This window comes from Pseudochrobactrum lubricantis (genome assembly GCF_041929865.1).
In the GTDB taxonomy this organism is placed as follows: Bacteria; Pseudomonadota; Alphaproteobacteria; order Rhizobiales; family Rhizobiaceae; genus Pseudochrobactrum; species Pseudochrobactrum saccharolyticum.
Window position 1 is genome coordinate 21,825 of the sequence record NZ_JBHEEE010000001.1, and the last position, 21,713, is coordinate 43,537.

16 protein-coding genes and 1 tRNA gene are annotated in these 21,713 nt (G+C 49.9%); 10 read left to right on the plus strand and 7 right to left on the minus strand.

What is annotated here, in order from left to right; all coding sequences use genetic code 11:
• The first annotated feature begins 37 nt into the window (after positions 1-37).
• The 6 genes from dnaN to JNC80_RS00175 all read left to right on the plus strand — a co-directional run bounded on the left by dnaN (position 38) and on the right by JNC80_RS00175 (position 5,600).
• Entirely contained in the window at positions 38-1,174 is a 1,137-nt protein-coding gene (gene dnaN, locus JNC80_RS00150) for a DNA polymerase III subunit beta (protein WP_376709109.1), read from the plus strand.
• Positions 1,175-1,187: 13 nt separating this feature from the next.
• Positions 1,188-1,379, plus strand: a complete 192-nt coding sequence (locus tag JNC80_RS00155) for a hypothetical protein (protein WP_376709110.1) — start codon at positions 1,188-1,190, stop codon at positions 1,377-1,379.
• Between the two features lie 97 nt (positions 1,380-1,476).
• Positions 1,477-1,743 (plus strand): hypothetical protein, encoded by a 267-nt coding sequence (locus JNC80_RS00160; RefSeq protein ID WP_376709111.1) that lies wholly within the window; start codon positions 1,477-1,479, stop codon positions 1,741-1,743.
• Complete coding sequence (locus JNC80_RS00165) at positions 1,740-1,982, plus strand: hypothetical protein (protein ID WP_376709113.1); 243 nt, start codon at positions 1,740-1,742, stop codon at positions 1,980-1,982. Before JNC80_RS00160 ends, JNC80_RS00165 begins: the two co-directional genes overlap by 4 nt.
• Before the next feature lie 283 nt (positions 1,983-2,265).
• Positions 2,266-3,228 carry an AAA family ATPase gene (locus JNC80_RS00170; protein ID WP_376709114.1) on the plus strand — a complete coding sequence of 321 codons (963 nt, stop codon included), beginning with the start codon at positions 2,266-2,268 and terminating at the stop codon, positions 3,226-3,228.
• Positions 3,229-3,254: 26 nt separating this feature from the next.
• Positions 3,255-5,600 (plus strand): S8 family peptidase, encoded by a 2,346-nt coding sequence (locus JNC80_RS00175; protein WP_376709115.1) that lies wholly within the window; start codon positions 3,255-3,257, stop codon positions 5,598-5,600.
• Positions 5,601-5,693: 93 nt separating this feature from the next.
• Here JNC80_RS00175 and JNC80_RS00180 read toward each other — a convergent pair whose 3' ends face one another.
• Complete coding sequence (locus JNC80_RS00180; protein WP_376709116.1) at positions 5,694-7,052, minus strand: tyrosine-type recombinase/integrase; 1,359 nt, start codon at positions 7,050-7,052, stop codon at positions 5,694-5,696.
• A gap of 159 nt (positions 7,053-7,211) precedes the next feature.
• Positions 7,212-7,288, minus strand: a tRNA-His gene (locus tag JNC80_RS00185).
• 461 nt (positions 7,289-7,749) lie between these two features.
• Between JNC80_RS00185 and JNC80_RS00190 the strand changes: the two genes are divergently transcribed.
• Positions 7,750-11,004: a histidine kinase dimerization/phospho-acceptor domain-containing protein gene (locus tag JNC80_RS00190; RefSeq protein ID WP_376709117.1), complete on the plus strand. Its 3,255-nt coding sequence runs from the start codon at positions 7,750-7,752 to the stop codon at positions 11,002-11,004.
• A 148-nt stretch (positions 11,005-11,152) separates the two neighbouring features.
• Complete coding sequence (locus JNC80_RS00195) at positions 11,153-13,135, plus strand: AsmA family protein (protein ID WP_376709118.1); 1,983 nt, start codon at positions 11,153-11,155, stop codon at positions 13,133-13,135.
• 59 nt (positions 13,136-13,194) lie between these two features.
• Here JNC80_RS00195 and JNC80_RS00200 read toward each other — a convergent pair whose 3' ends face one another.
• The 5 genes from JNC80_RS00200 to JNC80_RS00220 all read right to left on the minus strand — a co-directional run bounded on the left by JNC80_RS00200 (position 13,195) and on the right by JNC80_RS00220 (position 19,276).
• Entirely contained in the window at positions 13,195-14,019 is an 825-nt protein-coding gene (locus tag JNC80_RS00200; protein ID WP_151158416.1) for an ABC transporter permease, read from the minus strand.
• Positions 14,019-14,930, minus strand: coding sequence for an ABC transporter permease subunit (locus JNC80_RS00205; RefSeq protein WP_376709119.1), 912 nt, complete (start codon positions 14,928-14,930; stop codon positions 14,019-14,021). The genes JNC80_RS00200 and JNC80_RS00205 overlap by 1 nt, the downstream gene beginning before the upstream one ends.
• Positions 14,931-15,109: 179 nt before the next feature.
• A complete protein-coding gene (locus JNC80_RS00210; protein WP_116086931.1) occupies positions 15,110-16,255 on the minus strand; it encodes an ABC transporter ATP-binding protein in 1,146 nt (381 codons plus the stop codon).
• A 148-nt stretch (positions 16,256-16,403) separates the two neighbouring features.
• Complete coding sequence (locus JNC80_RS00215) at positions 16,404-17,516, minus strand: polyamine ABC transporter substrate-binding protein (RefSeq protein WP_022710503.1); 1,113 nt, start codon at positions 17,514-17,516, stop codon at positions 16,404-16,406.
• A 332-nt stretch (positions 17,517-17,848) separates the two neighbouring features.
• The gene (locus tag JNC80_RS00220; RefSeq protein WP_376709120.1) at positions 17,849-19,276 is read right to left on the minus strand and encodes a helix-turn-helix domain-containing protein; all 1,428 of its coding nucleotides are present in this window, start codon (positions 19,274-19,276) and stop codon (positions 17,849-17,851) included.
• Positions 19,277-19,531: 255 nt separating this feature from the next.
• Here JNC80_RS00220 and aceA point away from each other — a divergent pair, with 255 nt between their 5' ends.
• Both aceA and JNC80_RS00230 read left to right on the plus strand, forming a co-directional pair.
• Positions 19,532-20,821 (plus strand): isocitrate lyase, encoded by a 1,290-nt coding sequence (aceA, locus tag JNC80_RS00225; RefSeq protein ID WP_075654394.1) that lies wholly within the window; start codon positions 19,532-19,534, stop codon positions 20,819-20,821.
• A gap of 165 nt (positions 20,822-20,986) precedes the next feature.
• Positions 20,987-21,220 (plus strand): SMc00767 family acetate metabolism repressor, encoded by a 234-nt coding sequence (locus tag JNC80_RS00230; protein WP_022710500.1) that lies wholly within the window; start codon positions 20,987-20,989, stop codon positions 21,218-21,220.
• Positions 21,221-21,713: the final 493 nt, after the last annotated feature.

A 21,713-nucleotide genomic window follows, 5' to 3' on the forward strand; every position in this document is an offset into this window, starting at 1 on the left:
TGCGAATTAGTGCGAATGATCTTTTCGAGTTAGCGCAATGACCAAAGCTGAGCTTATAGACTTCACAATAGAACGACGCGCATTGCTTCCTGCCCTTGCGGCTGCAAACCGCGTCGTGGAAAAGCGCGTTACGGTTCCAATTCTTGGAAACGTTTTAGTTCAGTGCGAGGGTGGTCTTGTAACCGTCACCGGAACCAACCTCGACAGCGAGGTCAAAGTAACAGCACGGCAGTCTGGGATATCCGACTTCCCAATGTTTACAGTCCCGTCAGCCCTATTGCATAGCGCGATTAATAAGGCACCTGACGGCTGCGAAATTAACTTTGAAGGTAATGACACCGTTCTGAATATTAAAGCCGGAAGATCCCGCTTGCAGCTTCCCCTGCTGCCTGCAATGGATTTTCCTGCGATGGAAGCAGGCGGCTTTTCACATGAGTTTGAAGTACCCGCCAGCTCATTATCACGCGTTTTATCATCCGTTGGTTTCGCCGTTTCATCCGAAGAAACCCGTTATTATCTCACAGGCATTTTCATGCACCGCATTGATAAGCATCTGGCCTTTGCCGCTACGGATGGGCACCAGTTTGCGCATATGAAAATCAGTGCGCCGGACGGATCCGAGAATATGCCAGATGCAATCATTCCGCGTGGTGTTCTCAATTTGCTGGCACACTGCGCCAAGGCCGAAGGCATGATTAAAATCAGCCTGTCAGATCGCAAGATCCGCCTGTCGTTTCAGGATGGTGTGACCGTCACATCGAAACTGGTTGACGGTAAATTCCCTGATTATCAACGCATCATCCCAACCACCAATGACAAAATTTACATTGTGGATCGCGAAGCCCTGCTCACTGCAGTTGGCCGCGTCAGTCTGGTCGTGGGCGAAAAATCAGAGTGTGTGAAATTTACCTTCGGTTCAGATGATGTCCGACTGGAGATAGATAACCCCGCAACCGGACGCATGGAAGATGCAGTCGCGCTTTCCGAAAGCCCTGCAGAAGAGACCGTAATCGGCCTCAACTACAAATACTGCATCAATGTTCTTGGCGCGACGGATGCAGAAGAAATCCGTTTTGCACTGAATACACCAAACGACGCCTGCCTTGCATCACCCGTCATGGATCCTGAGAGCGGCGAACCACCAGTTTTCATCATCATGCCCATGCGGGCGTAGGAGTGCATGAACAATGTCAGAGAAAGCCAAACCAACCGAAGCTGAGATCACATACGCAATAAACTATGCCCTGCGTAGCGAAGGCATAGCAGCCAGCTTGCCTGACGGTGATGGCGGATGGGTATCAGGTGAGGTGCTGGATCTCAACGCTGAGGATCTGCAGCCGTTTACAATGCGCTTGCTGCAAGCGCTCAACGTAATCTGAGGTGGAAACCCGCAATGCTCCAACTTGCAACCGATTACCTCGCCACCGCCGCCATTCTTATCGCAATTATTGTTTTCGCTGCATGGAAGGCCAGACAATGAAGCTGACAGTAGAACAGGAGCGAGTATTTGCCGCTTATAAGGGGCTGGATGATGGCACCGGTTTCCATTTCAAAGACCTTCAGAAACGCACAGGCCTGCTGCGTGAGGAGATCCGTCTCGCAGTTCATCATCTCGCACAGTTAGGGTACTTAGCGTACTTCCGTGCTGGTACCACTGATGAAGGTGAGTTTTACGGAGCAGGGTATACCCTCACCCGAGAGGGGTACGGCGCATTGATACAATACGCGGAGTTTTGTGAATGACGGACAGCCGCCGTACCAAATCGCAACCAATAACCACTGCGCGGATTGAACGCGCTATGGACATCCTTGCGCACTGGATGGTGAAGCTTGGTGACGACGGCGTGAAATGCCTACCAATATATGAACGCTTGGAAGTGGAGCTTGATCAACTTTCTTCAACCGAAAATAAAATGGCTGAGGTTTTTGCTAGGGCCAAACGGCTGCAAGATCAAAGCCCAGAACCACTACGCCAGATCTAAATGCCACCATCACACTGTAACACACACAAATACTCCAATCGTCATGGATCGCATTGTGTATGTTATGGTCATTCTAACACCTTTGCGGTCAGAAAGAGCATTCATAAAAAGAGGCTGTCATATTTCAAAAGCCCCAAATGGAACAAGTTGTTGCTTATGATTGGCTGCTGAACGATAATTCACCAATAAAATTGAGTTCTGCGTGTTCGATTCGAAAGTGACAACCCATTTCAAAATGGATCCGCTGCGCCTGACGACATGAGAGGTCCAAATGGTTAGAGCCATGAAAATTGATAATTTAACATTTGCCAGCAAATCTTCAGGTAATAGCGCAGTTCAATCGGCCTCCACTCCTTCAAAGGAGGCTCCTCATAGTTTATTACGTCGCGTGTCTAAAAAATCAGGCTTAGCTCTTGATACAACAAAAGATAATCGGATTTCAAAAGCAACTTCTATTTCTCTAAATAACGAGTTAATTGAATTCATTGAACCTAAAAGAAGCGCGCGAGATCTTGTCCTAAGCAACGAGAATACTTTTTTATTAACAAATCTGGTTGATGAATTTCAACGTTCTCAAGAGCTGCGTCGACACGGCCTGAACCCGAGATCCAAAATTTTATTTTGTGGTCCTCCTGGATGCGGCAAAACTTTATGTGCAGAAGTGATTGCAGCAGAGCTAAAGCTACCATTACTTGTGGCTCGACTAGACGGCATCATCACTACATATCTTGGTGAAACAGCTAGCAACCTTCGCAAAGTTTTCGATACGGCATCTCAAATTCCGTGCGTCCTTTTTCTTGATGAATTTGACGCATTAGCCCGCACACGTACTGAAACGAGCGAACACAATGAAATTCGTCGTGTAGTTAATAGCTTATTGACGATGATCGAAAAATTTAACAGCAAGAGCCTGATAATTGCTGCTACCAATCTCGAAGCGTCGATCGATAGAGCAGCTTGGCGGCGCTTCGACGAAGCTATACTGTTTGATCGTCCTGATTTACCGCAAATCAGACGAACACTACGAATGAAAACGCGAAACTTCCCCAAAGAATTCGATCCTGCTCGTCACGCTTCAAAAATGGAAGGAATGTCATTTTCGGAGATTGAACGCATATGCTACAGCGCGATTAAACAATCTATTTTAAAACGCTCAAAAAGTCTTATAGAGTCCGAATTTGATAAGGCAATCATTGATGAGCAACGACGCCTAAGTATACGTGAGAATATCCGAAATATTAGCTAGACTTAAACTGCGGGGGAGTAAGTTAGTTGGCACTTTACGATCACTTGGCGTTAAAACGTCTTGATGGAACATATGAGCGTCGCGTTAAAGGATTTGGAGTAACACCTGATCGAAATCATAAAACGCATGGCAATCACATACAAACAGACATCCAAACAACGCTATCAAAGTTTGAAGAACTATCCTCCATCGGCGATCTAGACCCATCTCTTATCTTTAAAATAGCCATTGAGGGAGTCATACCTGAAGACGAATGGAGAAAACTAGACTTAATTGTTCTGACAGAAGACACGGACAACTCTGTAGTATTGTTTGCCAATGATAAGTCATTGAATGAATTTAAGCGCAAAGTTGAAGAGTATTCAGGCGATTTAAAACCGGGGCAGAAAAACCCCAGTTATAATGGATTAATATCATCCATTAATTCAGTTTCTTTAATCGAAAAAAAAGATCGTATTGGTCCCAAATTACAGGCGGATGGCTACACATCAGCTCAATCTTTTTCTCCAAATACAGACTACATACTTGACGTTGAGTTACACAAACCTACCGATGATTTCGATGTAGTACTATTTTTGAATAGGCTGAGATTAGCAATTGAAGCTCACTCAGGACAGATATTAAGTACATATTCTGGCTCATCAATTCTACTTGCTAGAGTAAAATGTAACACAGATGCTATTGCTGCATTGTTGGATCTGCCAGAAGTATTAGAAGTTGAAGCGCCGCCACAGCCTGATTTGGCATTCGAAGATCTTTCTTCTATAGATCTTGGTGAATTAGAAGTAGGTCAAAGCCCACCTCTTGATGCAGTAACTATTGGCATCATTGATAGCGGAGTTAATTTTGGACACCCATTACTGGCACCCATTGAAGCCTGCGCTATTACTTACGACCCGACAGGAAGCCCATCAGACAGCCATGGTCATGGCACTTCCGTAGCTTCAGTCGCTGCGTTCGGCGATATAGCCACTCGTGTTAAGTTAAACAATTTTAATACAAGCTTTCGCATTGCTAGTGCACGAGTATTAGATGACGAGGGCCACTTCCCTGACGATATTTCACTACCGGCATTGATGGAAAACTCCATTACTCAATTGCATAAGAATTATGGTACACGAATATTTAATATATCTCTTGGCGATCCTAAAAGTATTTACACAGGCGGTAAAAACGCTCCCTGGACAGCAGCGTTAGACAACCTCGCAAGAGAGCTTGATATCCTCATCATAGTATCGTCCGGCAATAGGAAGGATCTTGGAACCACGCTGGGTGAAACGATAGTCAAGGAGTATCCTCATTATTTGGCTGAACCACCCTCTAGGTTATTTCAACCAGCTACGGGAGCAAATGTACTCACTGTTGGATCAATAGCTCACTCTAACGGATTAGAGCCTGATGATTTTGATTTCGTAGATATTATGCCAATTTGCGAGAAAGATGAACCTTCCCCATTCACACGAACTGGACCAGGCATCAGGGAGATGATTAAACCTGACCTTGTGGACATAGGTGGCAACGTAATTTGGAGCGGTCTGAATAATAAGCTATTAGGTGGCAGCGCTAAACCTTCGACTGGCATTTGGACATTTAACCACACACCTATTGGAAATGATCTTTTCACAAGTCAAATTGGTACATCCTTTGCTGCCCCACAGTTGGCTTATAAGGCAGCAATTTTACTCGAACAATTCCCGAACGCTTCCGCAAACTTGCTGCGGTCACTATTGGCGCTAACCGCTGCCAAACCAGAGGCGCTTCAAACAAGAATTGCCAATTTTGACGATGACAAGCTACGAATGGTGTGCGGTCACGGTGTTTCGAACATAGCACAGGCTCTACACACAGAAGATGACCGAGTTATATTCTGGACTGAAGATGACTTATCTCATGGCCACTTTGCTATTTATGAAATTCCAATCCCTGCCGACTTTCAGATCACAAAAGGTAGAAAGGAAATTCGCGTCAGCCTAGCCTTCGACCCACCGGTTCGTCATACCAGAGCTTCATATTTGGGAGTGACTATGGGATGGCATTTATTACGAGGTTCGACACATAGTGAAGTATTGGATCGCTTCCGGAAATGGAAAAAAGAAGAAGGTAAGCTGCCAGAATTTGAGCAGAAATATATATGCCCTACCGATATCAATTCTACTCTACGGGAGTATGGGACGCTACAGGTAGGAACCTATACAGGGCACCGTAAAATTGACCAATACGGCGACAAATACTATGTAGCTGTGTGGAACTCAGCACGATGGAATAATTTAAAAGAAACATCTCAAAAATACGCTTTATGCGTACAAATGAGACACCAAAATTTGAATACTCTTTATCAAATCTTGACTACCCCTATCAAGGTGAAGGTATAATCGAATAAAATGCACCCTTCTGATTAGATTAACATCAGAAAGGTGCATGTCAGGGCTAAGTAAATGAAATAATAGAAACCTACCGTTCAATATTTAAATGATTAAATTATCATACGACAGCTCAATCTTGCTCAACTCAGCGTGCCGCCACTTGAGTGAACCACCTTCACCATATTTAGGCCGGTCAATTGTATGTCCCATCAATGAGCGTCGCAGCTCTGCATCAAGACCGGCCTCTTTCATCCGATCCTCAAATGCATGCCTGAATGAATAAATTTTGTGCTTATCAGTCGGAAACAACCCATTGTTTTTGAAATATTTATTCAATGTGTTCGACATATGCGTTTCTTTGTGCCGGTAACGTGGGAAACCGTTCGGATGCTTTTTGAACACGTCAATCGCCACACCAATAAGCGGTATCAAGCGCCTTGAAGACTCAGTTTTGATTTCACGTTTGCCCTCACCCTCATCAACCGCCGTTATCTCAATATACGGTATCTCAGCGTTGGCATGGATATGTTCCGGCAGCAGATTGCAGATCTCACTCGGACGCGCACCAGTTTCAATCAATGCCAAAACAACCCCGCGAGCTTCATCATTCATACCTGCCAAAGCGCCCTTCACAAGAATTTTGTTTCTGATCCAAGCTGCTGTAAATGGCGGGCGAGACTTTTTCTTTTCAACATAGCCGAGATCCGCAAACGGGTTTTCACGCTCTTTTTTACCAATATGCGTATAGTATCGACCATAGATAATGCGCAGATCCGCGATGATACGATTGCCCGCTGTCGCTGTATGTGTCGCCTCACCTTTTTCAGGCGCAATGCGCCCCAGCCAGAAATTATACAGCTTCAATGCATCCGCACGCGTAATGTCATCAATGAGCTTATCCTCATTAATTTCAATAAAGTAATTAATCGCGGATTGTTTCTGCTGTTGCCATTTACGCCGCTGCGCCTCGCTTTTATCGCGTAACTGATCAGCCGCAATTTGGGAGCGGTATATCTGAAAAGCCTTTGAGAAAGTCACTTTAGGCTCATCAACCGAGCCAAGAACAGCAGATGCAACCGTGCCCTGCTGGTTGGATGGCACCAACAGTGTCTCAATGCGCTTCAAAATAGCATCAAGCGGCTCAGAGGCGATTTCCTTGGCCGTATGGAATGTGAAGCCCAGCGCCTCAACCCGCTTAACGGCAGCGTCATATTTTGTTCTGGCTGCATCAACATCACCGCCGACAACAAGCGAAGCCCAAAGCTCCCCATCCGCCTTTTCCAGCAAATCACGCTTAGCACGTGCAACAACAAGGTCAGTTGTTAACAAGGACTGCTTCACGATAGGGGCACGCGGATCACGCGCTGCAACACTGCCCGGCACGCGCCGTCTGTAATAATAAATCCCTCGGATCAGCGTCAAATGGCGATCAGGGCTACTATCATCAATTCTGCGACCCATATCAAAAACCACATAGTTTGAGCATTTGTGCACCTGTATGTGCACACTTTTGTGCCCTTATATGTAGCCACAAACTGAACGAACAGCAATCCACATAGCACAATCAATTTAAATTGCGCAGCAAATTCAATATGTTATGGGTGTTTTCGACAATTGGAATGGTACGGTCGAGTGGAGTTGAACCACTGACCTCAGGAGCCACAATCCTGCGCTCTAACCAACTGAGCTACGACCGCGTACCAATCCGGCAGTGAATCAATCAGGCTGCCGATAGGGGTCAGATACGTAAAATCATCGCATATTGCAAGCATATATCAAAAAAACTTTGTGAAAATATGATGCCTTACCGGATTATTGCTCAGGATTTCATTCTGCCTGCCTGAAAAACCGGAAAACCAATGCGATGCTTTTATGTTTTCATCATGATTATGCCATGTAAACCCTGTATTTACCACTGATTAACCATAATGCGCCCTGACAGATGGAACCGCAGCAGGAGATTTTTATCCGCAAGTTTCATCAGACAGCGCTTTGCCCCTTGGGGACATTAACTAATAGTTAAGAAAGTGTTTGTCAGAACCGCCCGCTTTGTGGTGATAATGCCTGTAAATTCTCTGTCGGAACCAAAATTTTCCGATAACAGACAACAGCTTAAGACAGATCAAATCAGTTATTGGTCGGGTACGGAACTAAATATATGCAACAGCATCTGGATTTCATGGAGCTGATCCCTCTTTCCGGCATCCGTGCGGCTCTCGCAAGGGGAGACGCCATGCTGGTGCTGTCGCACGACCTGCGAACTGTTCTCTGGGCAAATGACAGCGGCGCCCGTCTTCTTGGCGAGGATGCGGCAGCCGCACTTATCGGACAGAATGCAGATTTCAGCCCGCAGACACGGCGTCAGATTTCGGCTCTCGATCTTGGCACAGAGGGTGCGAAAACAATTATGCTGCGTCTGGGCGGCGGTTTGCACTCAGCCTTGCAGCAATGCACTGTAACACCGCTGGCTGCTGTACATACTAATGAGCCGGTCATTCTCATGACTACAGCTGCAACAAATACAGCAAACAACATTATTCCGTCTCTGCCGCATCATCACCTGATGCAAGTGCAGGCAGACGGAGCCATTCTGAACAGCGATGCGCAATTTGATGCCCTGAACATCAACAACAACACTTTGGCTGATCTGATCGTTGAAGCGCAGGATGAAGCTGATGGTATTGTGCGCCGTCGTGTACGCGCCGGCCAAAGCACCCTGCCCGCAATGATGATCCGCCTTGACGATCAGAATGAACAGGCACCTTATCTCTTTATGGTTGAGAAAGTGCAGGATAGTGCAGTTTCAACTGCACCTGCACAGGATGCTACTGAGGCTGTCGCAGTCGCTGACATAACCGAAATCACGCAAGACGATCCGGAGATTACTGCTTCTGCGGCTGAAGAAAGTGCTCCTGCACGGTTTATCTGGAAAGTAGATGCTGACAGCCGCTTTACGGAAATCTCGCCGGAATTTGCAGCAATTGTTGGCGACAATGCCGCTGATATTATCGGCCGTAAATTCTCCGATGTGGCTAAAGTTTTCGGCTTTGATAATGACGGTGTTATTGCTGCCCTGTTGAAGCAGCAGGAAACATGGTCTGGTAAAAGAATTTTCTGGCCTGTGCAGGGTACAGATCAGCGCGTTCCTGTTGATCTCGCTGCATTGCCTGCTTTTGCACGCGACAAGGCTTTTTCCGGTTTCAGCGGTTTTGGCGTTCTCTATCCGTCTTTAACGGAACAGGATCCCGAAGCTATTGGTATGGCGCTGATATCAGGGTCTGTCGTACCGGATGCACCTGCGCCCCAGACCGAAGATGCGAAAAGCGCATCTCTTTCCAGTGAAAAAATCATTCTGATGGAAGCACTGCGCGCCTCACAGAAGCGTCAGCAGGATACTGAGCCAGCCAGCGAGAATCTTCCCGCAGATAAGGCCAATATTATTGCGGAAATCCGCCCTGCCCGTCCGGAAAACGGCCTATCGCCAACCGAGCGCAGTGCATTTCGCGAGATAGCCGACCGTCTGCGCCGTGAGGTTCTCCAGAAAACACCAAAATCACCAACAACAGAGCAGCCTACTGCGGCAGATACCCCCGTACTTCCGCAGGCGGAGCCGGTTATTACGGCTCCGCAGCTGCCTGTTGAAGCATCAGATATCCCTTATCCGCATGACACACAGCCTGCGAACCACAACCAGCATCACGAACAAGCCGGATCAAAACCTGCACAGGCCGATATGGCATCGCAGGAAGATGAAGACCTGCATGTGCTGAGCGGATTGCCGGTTCCGGTATTGATCCACAGTGCAGACCGGCTGCATTTTGCCAATCAGGCATTTTTTGACATGACCGGCTATAATTCGCTGGATGATCTGCGTCATGCCGGTGGCATTGACGCGCTGTTTGCCCAGTCAGACGACAGCAATCTCAGCGGCATGATCCTGTGTCTCGCCGATGGCGGACATAAGATTGTTGAAGCCCATCTCCAGTCGGTTCCATGGCAGGGTGCACGCGCTTTGATGTTGAGCCTGCTGCCGGAGCTGGTGCTGAAAGCTGATAATGACGACGATATCAGCAAGCAGCCAAGCCGGTTAAAACTGGTCGATAGCATTGCAGCAGAGACTGCGCCGCAGGACAATGCCGTTCATCAGCTGCAATCAGAACTGGCATTTCAGTCTGCCGAGCCAGCAGAACCAAAAACTGAAGATGCCGGAACGGTTAGCTCAACCGCGGACAATCGTGCGCAACCTGATTTTCATGCATTGCAAACCCAGATTGATGAACTGACATCCATTCTGGACACGGCGACAGACGGTGTTGTTATCATCGGGCATGACGGCAAAATCCGTTCACTCAACCAGTCTGCTGCGGCGCTATTCGGCTATGATATCAATGAATTATCAGGCAAATCCTTCGCCGTTCTTTTTGCCATTGAAAGCCAGCGTGCAGCAATTGACTATATTCACGGTCTGTCCGGCGACGGCGTTGCCAGCCTGCTCAATGACGGGCGGGAAGTGATCGGCCGTGAAGCGCAGGGCCGTTTTATCCCGCTGTTTATGACCATAGGCAAACTGCCGGCTTCCAAAGGCTATTGCGCGGTAATGCGCGATATTACGCAGTGGAAACGTGCGGAAGAGGAACTGACCTCAGCGCGTCAGGAAGCTGAACGTGCATCAACCCATAAAACCGAGTTTCTGGCGCGGATCAGCCATGAAATCCGCACACCGCTGAATGCGATTATCGGTTTCTCCGAACTGATGGCGGAAGAGAAGTTCGGCCCGATCGGCAATGACCGCTATCGTGAATATCTGCGTGATATTCACCGTTCAGGCAATCATGTACTGGCGCTCGTCAATGATCTTCTGGATATTTCCAAAATTGAAGCCGGTGCGCTTGATCTGGAATTTGAAGCCGTGGCGCTTAATGATGCGCTTGCGGAAGCTGTGGCGCTGATGCAACCTCAGGCTAATCGGGAGCGCGTAATTATCCGCTCCAGCTTCTCAGCCTTTTTGCCGGACATTGTGGCAGATGCCCGTTCGATCCGTCAGGTAGCGCTCAATCTTCTGTCCAATGCAATCCGCTTTACCGGTCAGGGTGGTCAGGTGATTGTTTCAACCAGCTATGAGCCGGAAGGCCATGTGGTGATGCGCGTGCGCGATACCGGTATCGGCATGAACCAGAGCGAGCTGGAACAAGCGCTGAAATCTTTCCGGCAGGTCAGCAATCATAATAGCCAGACGCAAACCCTCAAAAATCCCGACACCAAAGACTGGCGTCAGCAAGGTACCGGACTTGGCCTGCCTCTGACGAAAGCTATGGTGGAGGCAAATCGCGCGCAATTCTCCATTGAATCTGCACCGGAACAGGGTACGACCGTGGAAATTACTTTCCCGCCGACCCGCGTTCTCGCGGAATGAGATCCAGAGCGGTTCCGGCTCATATTGAATCGGAACCGCTCTATCTCTTTGTGTTACGCATTATCCAACGCAAAACCGCTTCACACTTTTGCTGGAAATGCTGTAAATCATTTCAGCCTGATGTAATTTATTACGTGATCGGAACACAATGAAGCTGATACGCCCCGTTCTGGCTGTTATCGTTATTTTAGCAGTGCTGTTTGTAGGGGCACTGGCTGCACTGCCTTATATTGTCTCAACCGATTCCATCCGGCTGCATCTGGCTCAGAATATCAGTGCATGGACGGGCTACAGCGTCGAAATCCGTCAGCCACCGCGCATGAGTTTCTTTCCGGTCTTTCGCGCTTCGCTCAGCGATGTCACTGTCAGCAAAATGGGCGACGCCAATACCCCATTTATGGCTGCGGAACGCATTGAAGTGGAAATGTCGCCGCTTGATGCCCTGTTCGGGCGTGTTGCCTTTACGGAAACCCGTCTCATCAATGCGCATTTCGCTCTGAGTGGGCCGGTGGAAGACCTGCCGCAATTTGTGAATACGCTGGCCTCATCCTCCGGTCGCCTTGGTCTTGCCATCCGGCAGGCGCGCAATGTGACAGCCCGTAAAACGGACAGCGATCAGCAAAGCGACAAGCAGTTGCAAACCATGCCTTTCGGCAGGCTGGTTCTGGAAAACAGCAGTATCGGCTTCACAACCCGTAACACCGAACGTCAGGAACAAATCAGCAAGATCAATGCCAGCATCGACTGGCCGCAGACAACCAGCGCGGCAACAGTCAAAGGCAAGGCCGTTTGGCATGATGAAACCGTGGACTATAATCTGAATGTTGCGCAACCGCTTTTGTTGCTGGCGCGTGGCATGAGCCAGATGAGCGCACAGATAACCAGCAAACCGCTGACCATCAGCTTTGACGGACGCAGCAATATTTCTGAAAACATCTTCACGGAAGGTGCGTTCAGCCTGTCCAGCCCGTCGCTCAGCGAAAGCCTGCATTGGATGGGTCTGTCATCCGATGCCAGCTATTCTCTGCGTGCTACGGCAGATGATGCTTTCAGCATCGAGACCAATGTCAGCGCCACGCCGCTGCGTATTAAATTATCCGATATTGTGCTCAACCTCAACAATATGCCGGCCAAAGGTGCTGCGGAAATCGGCTTCGGCAAACAGCGGCCAGTGGTGACCGGAACTCTGGCTTTCCAGACTCTAAATGCCGTTTCTTTCTTTCACACCGTGACCACACTTGTCACAAAAGTCAGTGAGGATGAAGAGGCAAAGAATTACGGTGGCTATCGTTATGCTCCGCCACGCATGATTGACACACGGCTGCTGAACAGCGCCGATCTGGATATTCGCCTCTCTGCACAGAATGCCAGTATCGGCGCTGCGCAGATGACCGGCCTTGCTGCTGCTTTGCAAATTCGCGATGGTCAGGCAATCTTCGATATTGGCGATGCCAAAGCCTTTAAAGGCTCCATCCAGACCAGTATCAAACTGTCCCAGACCGAAGACGGGCAGGACAATATCGGTGTTCGCCTCAACGCGGCCAATATTGACAGTGCTGCATTTCTGACGGCTCTCGGTTTGAGCGATCCGATTTTGAGCGGTCAGGGCAATCTCTCTGTGACAGCCGAAACCTCACCGCAAAGCCTGCAAAGCATGTTGCGCAATGCACGCGGGCAAATCAGTTTCACGCTAAATAATGGTCGGATGCTGGGCTTTGACCTCAATGATTTCATTGCCAAAATGAAAAGTGAGGGCTTCTTTGCCCTGCAACGCCGTGACAAAGTCAGCCTTGATTTCAAGCGCCTCGATGTCAAAGCCTCGCTTGGCGATGGGGTAGCCACACTGGAAACCACCAAAGCCGAGACCATGCAGGGCGCTTTATCGCTGACCGGCATCATCCCGCTGACCGACCGCAGTCTGGCACTGTCCGGCACACTGACGCTGCCGCAACCGGCAAAAGAAGCCGCGGATACACCGGCAGATAGTGGTGAAGCAACGCCGCCTGCTCCTGTTGCTACACCGGAAACCACAGAACTGACGGTAACAGAGCCGCTCGTCCCACCGGCAGAAAATCTGCATTTCTTTGTCGGCGGCTCATGGGACAGACCGTTTATCTCACCATCGAAATAAACAAAAAGCCGGTGCATCCCATGATGCACCGGCTTTTAAATTCGCATTATAGGAAAAGATCAGCCGAGGCGGAAGGCTGCCTGTTCATCACGCTGGCGCTGTACCACGCGGCGCTTATTGACGACCGAAGCGATAATCACGCCGGTAGCCACCAGACCGATCAGCAATGTACAAACCGCATTGATCTCCGGTGTTACGCCGAGACGCACCTGACTGTAGATTTTCATCGGCAGTGTTGTAGCACCCGGCCCCGAAGTGAAGCTCGCAATTACCAAATCATCCAGCGACAAAGTAAAGGCCAGCATCCAGCCGGAAACTACCGCAGGCAGAATAATCGGCAGGGTGATTTTCATAAAAGTTGTCACCGGCGGCGCACCGAGATCCATCGCCGCTTCTTCCAGCGAGCGATCGAAACTTACCAGACGCGACTGCACAACCACCGCCACAAAACACATGGCAAAGGTGATATGCGCCAGTGTCACTGTCCAGAAGCCGCGGTCAAAACCGACAGCCACAAACAGCAACAGCAAGGACAGGCCGGTAATCACCTCCGGCATTACCAGCGGCGCATAAATCATGCCGGAGAACAGAGTACGGCCGCGAAAGCGCGTATAGCGGGTCAAAGCCAGAGCACCCAGAGTGCCAAGCACCGTGGCAATCGTGGCCGACAAGACACCGACTCGCAGGGTTACCCATGCAGCATCTTTAAGCCCCTGATTGTTGAAAAGCTCGACATACCATTTGACCGAGAAACCCGACCAGACAGTTACCAGACGCGATTCATTGAAGGAATAAATCACCAGCAGCACAATCGGCAGATAGAGAAAGGCAAAGCCCAGCACCACCGAGACAATGTTAAAACGTGACCAGGATGTTGTGTTCATTATTTGCCACTCCCCTCGGCACGGGTCTGCATTTTCTGGAACAGCACAATCGGAATAACCAGAATAATCAGCAATACCACTGCCACGGCAGCCGATACCGGCCAGTCACGGTTGGAGAAGAACTCGCTCCACAGGGTCTTACCAATCATCAATGTGCTGGAACCACCAAGCAAATCAGGGATCACGAACTCACCGATTGCCGGAATGAAAACCAGCATCGATCCGGCAATCACACCCGGCAAAGCCAGCGGGAATGTAATTTTCCAGAAGGCTTTCAGCGGTGTGCAGCCAAGATCCTGTGCCGCTTCAATCAGCGAATAGTCCATCTTTTCCAATGCGGAATAGATCGGCAGCACCATAAAAGGCAGATAGGAATAGACGATACCGATATAAATCGCGGTATCCGTATTCAGGATCGTCAGCGGCGTATCGATAATATTCAGCGACATCAGAAACTGGTTGAGCAGGCCTTCCGGTTTCAGGATCGCAATCCACGCATAAACGCGAATGAGGAATGATGTCCAGAATGGCAGGATCACCAGCATCAGCAAGGTCGGGCGTAGTGTCAGCGGCGCGCGAGCCATGCCATAGGCCAGCGGAAAACCGATCAGCAGCGCCAGAAAAGTCGAAACGGCAGCAATCTTCACGCTCGACAAATAGGCCTTGTAATAGAGCGAATCCTGCGTCAGCCAGATATAATTTTCAAAAGAAAATTGCTGGATTTTCTGCCAGATGACACTGAGCCCGTCACTCCAGAAAAAGCGCGGATCATAGGCCGGTATCGCCATCGCCACCTGCGACAGAGAAATTTTGAAAACAATGAAGAACGGGATCAGGAAAAACAGACCGAGCCAGATATAAGGCACGGCGATCACCGCTCTGGAAGCAATAGCTGCAATTAATTTTTGCATGGACTACCCCTCAATTCTTTAGAGCATAATTCCTTAAACTTGAAACAGTTTTAGATGAAATTATGCTCTAGTTTTAAAGTGTTAGAGCGACCTTTGTGCGCCTATCGGGCGCACGGCGCTCTAATGACGCGCATTTTGTCCGAAAACCGCTCACATTTTTCGGAATGCGCTTTAGGTGATCAGGCAACCAGAACCATACCGGCATCATCTTCAAACGACACCCAGACCTGTTCATCATAACCCAGCGGATCTTCAGTGCGGCGCACGGAGTTCATGCTGGAGGCCTTGATGGTGCGGCCATTCGGCAGACGCACATGGAACACGTTCATATCGCCGAAATAGGCGATATCCCAGAGTTCACCCTGCAAGGCATTGATCGACGCATCCTCCGGCTTCTCGCGGCTGATGGTTATTTTCTCAGGGCGGATCGCATACCAGACCTTCTGACCGGCATGCAGATCTTTACCGGTTTTGGTACGGATGGCGACATTGTTTGCCGGACTGTCAATATCCGCTTCGCCATTGGCAAAACGGCTGACCTCGCCCTCGATAATGTTAATATTGCCGATAAAGTCGGCCACAAACTTGCTGCTCGGCGCCTCATAGACCTCAGCCGGTGTCGCCACCTGCATGATCTGGCCTTTATCCAGCACAGCGATACGGTCAGCCATGGTCATCGCCTCTTCCTGATCATGGGTAACAATCAGGAAGGTCAGGCCGAGATTCATCTGCAAATCCATCAGCTCGAACTGGGTTTCTTCGCGCAGTTTCTTATCCAGCGCGCCCAGCGGCTCATCCAGCAACAGTACTTTCGGGCGTTTAGCCACAGCGCGCGCCAGAGCCACACGCTGGCGCTGACCGCCGGAAAGCTGATGCGGCTTGCGCTTGGCATATTTCTCCAGCTTCACCAGTTTCAGCATATCGTTCACACGATCTGCCATTTCCGATTTGGCCATGCCGTCCTGTTTCAGACCAAAAGCAATATTCTGCTCAACAGTCATATGCGGGAACAAAGCATAGGACTGGAACATCATATTCACAGGACGTTTATAGGGAGGAATGCCGCGCATATCCTGCCCGTCCAGCATGATACGACCGGAAGTCGGCTCTTCAAAACCCGCCAGCATACGCATCAAAGTGGATTTACCGCTGCCCGATGCGCCCAACAGCGCAAAAAACTCGCGGTTGAAAATATTCAGCGACAGATCATCAATCACCGTCACATCGTCGAATTTTTTGACGATGTTTTCGAATGAAATATAGGGCTTGGCTGCCGGATCGTTCCAGGGTGAGAACTTGCGGCGGAAACTACCAAAAGATTTCATGCTGTTCCCCTCATATTGCGGGTCTTGTAAGCCTTAAACATATTTGAAATGTCGCGGATAAAATTCCGGAAACCTGTGCATCCGGCTTGTGTGCTTGTTACAGCCGTAAAACAAACGGGGCATTTGCCCCGTTTGTTCCCTGATCTGCTTAGTGCCCTGTCACAATCTTGGTCCAGGTGCGGGTTGCCATCTGGTTGATTTTCGGCGGGTAAGGCATCGGAACGAAGAGCTGTTTCATCACTTCTTCACTCGGATAAACCGCCGGATCATTCAGCAGTTCCTTGTCGATGAATTCCTGCGAAGCCTTGTTGCCATTGGCGTAGAACACATAGTCCGAAGCCTTGGCGATCACTTCAGGACGCATGATATAATTGATAAATTCATGCGCTTCTTCAACATGTTTGGCATCTGCCGGAATGGCCATCTGGTCAAACCACATCAGAGCGCCCTCTTTCGGAATGGAATAGCCGATTTCCACGCCGTTTTTGGCTTCTTCCGCACGGTCACGTGCCTGAAAAATATCACCCGAATAGCCGACAGCCATGCAGATATCGCCATTGGCCAGCGCATTAATATATTCAGACGAATGGAATTTACGGATATTCGGACGGATGCTTAAGTAAAGTTCTTCGGCCTTGGCGAAGCTTTCAGCGGTTGGGTTATTGGTATCAAAGCCCAGATAATGCAGCGCCGGACGCAGCATTTCACTGCCTGAATCCAGCAGGTAAATACCGCAATCTTTCAGCTTTGCCGAATTTTCAGGCTTGAACAGCACATCCCAGCTATCGATTTCGTCAACACCAAGCGCTTCCTTGATCTTGGCTTTGTTGTAACCGATCCCTGTGGTGCCCCACATATAGTTGACCGAATATTCATTGCCCGGATCATAAGCGACGGTGCGTTTGGTGATCTCGTCCCACATATTTTTCAGGTTCGGCAGTTTGTCTTTATCCAGTTTCTGGAAAACGCCTGCCGGAATCTGACGGCCCATAAATTCAGCGGAAGGCACAACAATGTCATAACCGCTGCCACCGGCCAGCAATTTTGTCTCAAGGATTTCGTTGGAATCATACACGTCGTAAACGACTTTAATGCCGGTTTCCTTGGTGAAATCTTTCAGGATGGAATCATCAATATAATCAGACCAGTTATAGATGTTCAGCACGCGCTCCTGCGCAGCAGCCGGCAGAACAGGCAGCAGCGCGGCAAGTGCCACACAGCTGGCAGAAACATATGAAAGCAAATGGGCTTTGATCTTCATCAGTCACTCCGTCCAGAAAGCTTTATGGGGCAAAAGCCTTGCAAGCCAAATCATCCTCACACATTGCCCTTCAATGTGCATTCTCCGTTACCTTTTGAGATTAATTTGCTTTCGTCAACGGAAAGATGACGCTTAAACCGCATAGCGCCGATTATTTGAATTTAATGAACACAATTTTAAACTTTGTGTGTCCTTCAGGGCGCACAAAGGGGTATTTTACCCGGTCAGAACGGGTGCCGAAGAACGGGGATATAAGCCTTATCTTTCAAAGATATGCCACACAGAAACCATGACAGACAAAATGCCCGAATCTCCCCCGCTCTTAAGTCCTCTTACTGGAAGTCATAGGCAGAGAAACCCGACACCATTTCATCCAGCGCCAGCGGGCGGGTGAGCGGCGGTTCGGCACGGGCAAGGCAAGCCTGCCTCTCACATAAACGACAGGCCGTACCAACCGGACTGACAGCCGAGCCGGAAGACATGCCCGCCAGATAAGCAGCATAGACCGTATCCTGCGCCGCAGATGCATCACAACCCAGCATCAGCGCTGTCCGGCGCGGCTGTTCGCCAAAGCCTGTTTGCGGCCCTTCAACCGTGCGGCTGATGGTCAGATATTGCGTTTTATCCGGCAGTTCCACCTGCTCCGCCAGATATTGCTGCGGATGGGAAAAAGCATTGTAAACTTGCAACTTCGGACAGGCACCGCCAAAACGCGCCTGCGGAAAACCCTGCGCCCCGAAATGTCGCAAGCGGTTTCCGGCCTGATCGATCTCCTGCAAGAAGAAAGCGATACCGGAAGCGCCTTGCTTTTGCAGACTGGTCAGACGGCAAGCCACCTGCTCAAAAGACACGTTGAAACGCGCGCGCAAGACATCAATGTCATATTTTGCACGCTGTGCCGCTTCACGAAACGGCGTATAGGGCATCATCAACGCATGCGCCGCATAACGCAGCAGTTCAAACCGCGCGATGCGCTTTGCCTCCGCAGAGCTCAGCTTCAAATCTTCCAGCTCTGCACCGATCACCACCTGCATACGGATAGAAGCAGCTTCCATGGCAATCTCGCGTGTCTGGTCAAAGATCGACAAACGCTCGGAGATAAACAACCGCAATGAGTGGCGGTCATAACGCCGACGCCAGTTCGGCATAGTCGCGGCGGGCAATGTACGCACGGTAATCGACTGCTCACGTTTCAGCCATTGTTTCAGTGCAACAGCCAGCCCGTCTTCCGATTTCAGCAGGCGGTTAAAACTGTCGGCCTCCGCCTCAATCCGCTCGAAATAATGCGGCTTGCGCGCCAGCACTTCACGCACTTCATCTAATGGCAGGCGTGTCGGCGCAAGGCTCAGTGCTTTGCCCTCCCGCACCATCATATCGGACAGGTCTGTGAGACGCTTTTGCTGCTCACGATAGGCGCGGAATAATTTCAGTACGCCCGCAGCTGCGTTTGGCGCGGCCTCGCAAATATCAATCAGCTCCTGATCGCCCGGCAGTTCACCGGCCAGAAGCGGCTCGGAAAACACTTCTTTTAATCCGGCCAGCACCGAGCCGGTTTCTTCCTGTAACTGATCCAGATCAACTTTATAGACCGAGGCCAGTTTCAGCAGCAGCTGTACCGTTAACGGTCGCTGATTGCGCTCAATCAGATTGAGATAGGATGGCGAGATACCCAAATCCTCGGCCATCGCAACCTGTGTCAGCGCCCGCTCATTGCGGATACGCCGAATACGCGCACCGGCAAATATTTTACGTTCTGCCACAGGTCTGCCCCCTCCAAGAAACAACCGGATTTATCCGATCTGTAAAGAATGTGACTAATTCTTACGATTTGTCAATTTTACAAAACTTACAAATTTACAAGCCCACATTGTCAAAACACACACAGCATAACCCGAATAAAATGCTGTTATTGCGCATTTTTCTCGCCAATATATGCAGCATCTGTAAATCTGGTCACAGACAAAACAAGCATTCAACTCAAAATCTGATGACACAGTTTTACAGGATATCTGATCATGACTGATTTTTACAATCTGGTTCCATCCGCACCAAAAGGCCGCTTTGACGGCTTGCAGCGCTCGCATACTGCTGAAGATGTAAAGCGCCTGCGCGGTTCGGTTGAAATCCGCTACAGTCTGGCCGAAATGGGCGCCAACCGCCTGTGGAAACTCATTCATGAGGAAAACTTCGTCAATGCACTGGGCGCCCTCTCCGGCAATCAGGCGATGCAGATGGTTCGCGCAGGCTTGCAGGCCATTTATCTCTCCGGCTGGCAGGTTGCAGCCGACGCGAACACCGCCTCCGCAATGTATCCGGATCAGTCACTCTATCCGGCCAATGCGGCACCGGAACTGGCAAAGCGCATCAACCGCACTTTGCAGCGCGCTGACCAGATTGAAACCGCAGAAGGTAAAGGCCTGTCCGTAGACACATGGTTTGCGCCGATTGTTGCCGATGCTGAAGCAGGTTTCGGCGGCCCGCTGAATGCTTTTGAAATCATGAAGGCTTTCATTGAGGCTGGTGCTGCCGGTGTTCACTTTGAAGATCAGCTGGCTTCGGAAAAGAAATGCGGCCATCTCGGCGGCAAGGTTCTGATCCCGACCGCGGCTCATATCCGCAATCTGAATGCCGCGCGTCTTGCCGCTGACATTATGGGTACGCCGACACTGGTTATCGCCCGTACCGATGCGGAAGCCGCCAAGCTGCTGACCTCGGATATTGATGAACGTGATCAGCCATTTGTTGATTATGACAAGGGTCGTACCGTTGAAGGTTTCTACCATGTGAAGAACGGTCTTGAGCCATGTATTGCCCGCGCTGTGGCCTATGCACCGCATTGCGATCTGATCTGGTGCGAAACTTCGAAACCGGATCTGGAACAGGCGCGTAAATTTGCCGAGGGCGTGCATAAAGCCCATCCGGGCAAGCTGCTGGCCTATAACTGCTCGCCGTCGTTCAACTGGAAGAAGAATCTCGACGATGCCACGATTGCCAAATTCCAGCGTGAGCTGGGTGCAATGGGCTACAAGTTCCAGTTCATCACGCTGGCCGGTTTCCACCAGCTCAATTTCGGCATGTTCGAACTGGCGCGCGGCTACAAAGATCGTCAGATGGCGGCCTATTCGGAATTGCAGGAAGCAGAATTTGCAGCAGAAGCCAATGGCTACACTGCAACCAAGCACCAACGCGAAGTCGGCACCGGTTATTTCGATGCCGTTTCCATGGCGATCACCGGCGGCCAGTCTTCGACAACGGCCATGAGTGAATCGACCGAACATGACCAGTTCCGCCCTGCTGCCGAATAAGCAGAAGACGGATCAGCAGAGCCGGACTCCAGTCAACTCTGCATAACAGCCATCCGTAGCCGGTTTCTCTCCTTCACCCAGCCTTATGGCAACCTTCCGGCTACGGATATTCACCTCAAACGCAACTTCAGCTCACGACCTGACTATAACCCAAGGATAAAGACCATGATGACCAAACCACAGGTTAAAGAACGGGCCGAAGAACAAGCTTCGGCTATGACAGAAGACCAGAAGGCTGCAATCCGCATGCTGGCCAATGATCTTCACCGCCTCAACCACGCTGTTATGAAAGCCGTTGATGCAGGCGTATCCGTTGAGCTGGTGCGCTCCGCCCGCCATCATGGTGGCGAAGGCCAGTGGGGTGATCTGCTGACACCAGTTGTTGTAACCCGCAGTTAAACTCTGCAGCCTTCGCCACCATGCTCTTTTTTAATTGCATGCCTGCGGCAATGCGGGATGGCGAAGGCCAGTGGGGTGATCTGCTGACACCGGTTGTTGTAACCCGCAGTTAAACTCTGCAGCCTTCGCCACCATGCTCTTTTAAATTGCATGCCTGCGGCAATGCGGGACGGCGAAGGCCAGTGAAGTGATCTGCTGACACCGGTTGTTGTGACCCGAAGTTAAACTTTACAGTTTTCCTAAGCATCCTCCTATTGCCCTGCCGTTTTAAGGCGGCAGGGCAGCACCCAGATTTCTCAGGTTCGGCTCCACCCCCCCAACCACCCTTCCCGCATTTCCTCAGGGTGGTATTTTTAAGTGTCTAAATCAAAAAGCGGCTGGCATGAGCGAAAATGGTGGTTTGCGAGCATCGGAACGGAGCGTACAAAGAGTACGTGAGTACCGAAGCACAGAAAATTGCCATTTGCAGCCATGTCAGGTGATTTTAGATCAG

What these genes read in the sequence shown, in the direction of transcription:
- JNC80_RS00155 (WP_376709110.1), top strand. Translation starts at nt 1,188, where the DNA reads ATGTCAGAGAAAGCCAAACCAACCGAAGCTGAGATCACATACGCAATA.
- JNC80_RS00230 (WP_022710500.1), top strand. Translation starts at nt 20,987, where the DNA reads ATGATGACCAAACCACAGGTTAAAGAACGGGCCGAAGAACAAGCTTCG.
- JNC80_RS00195 (WP_376709118.1), top strand. Translation starts at nt 11,153, where the DNA reads ATGAAGCTGATACGCCCCGTTCTGGCTGTTATCGTTATTTTAGCAGTG.
- JNC80_RS00180 (WP_376709116.1), bottom strand. Translation starts at nt 7,052, where the DNA reads ATGGGTCGCAGAATTGATGATAGTAGCCCTGATCGCCATTTGACGCTG.
- JNC80_RS00190 (WP_376709117.1), top strand. Translation starts at nt 7,750, where the DNA reads ATGCAACAGCATCTGGATTTCATGGAGCTGATCCCTCTTTCCGGCATC.
- JNC80_RS00205 (WP_376709119.1), bottom strand. Translation starts at nt 14,930, where the DNA reads ATGCAAAAATTAATTGCAGCTATTGCTTCCAGAGCGGTGATCGCCGTG.
- dnaN (WP_376709109.1), top strand. Translation starts at nt 38, where the DNA reads ATGACCAAAGCTGAGCTTATAGACTTCACAATAGAACGACGCGCATTG.
- JNC80_RS00215 (WP_022710503.1), bottom strand. Translation starts at nt 17,516, where the DNA reads ATGAAGATCAAAGCCCATTTGCTTTCATATGTTTCTGCCAGCTGTGTG.
- JNC80_RS00170 (WP_376709114.1), top strand. Translation starts at nt 2,266, where the DNA reads ATGAAAATTGATAATTTAACATTTGCCAGCAAATCTTCAGGTAATAGC.
- JNC80_RS00200 (WP_151158416.1), bottom strand. Translation starts at nt 14,019, where the DNA reads ATGAACACAACATCCTGGTCACGTTTTAACATTGTCTCGGTGGTGCTG.
- JNC80_RS00160 (WP_376709111.1), top strand. Translation starts at nt 1,477, where the DNA reads ATGAAGCTGACAGTAGAACAGGAGCGAGTATTTGCCGCTTATAAGGGG.
- JNC80_RS00165 (WP_376709113.1), top strand. Translation starts at nt 1,740, where the DNA reads ATGACGGACAGCCGCCGTACCAAATCGCAACCAATAACCACTGCGCGG.
- JNC80_RS00210 (WP_116086931.1), bottom strand. Translation starts at nt 16,255, where the DNA reads ATGAAATCTTTTGGTAGTTTCCGCCGCAAGTTCTCACCCTGGAACGAT.
- aceA (WP_075654394.1), top strand. Translation starts at nt 19,532, where the DNA reads ATGACTGATTTTTACAATCTGGTTCCATCCGCACCAAAAGGCCGCTTT.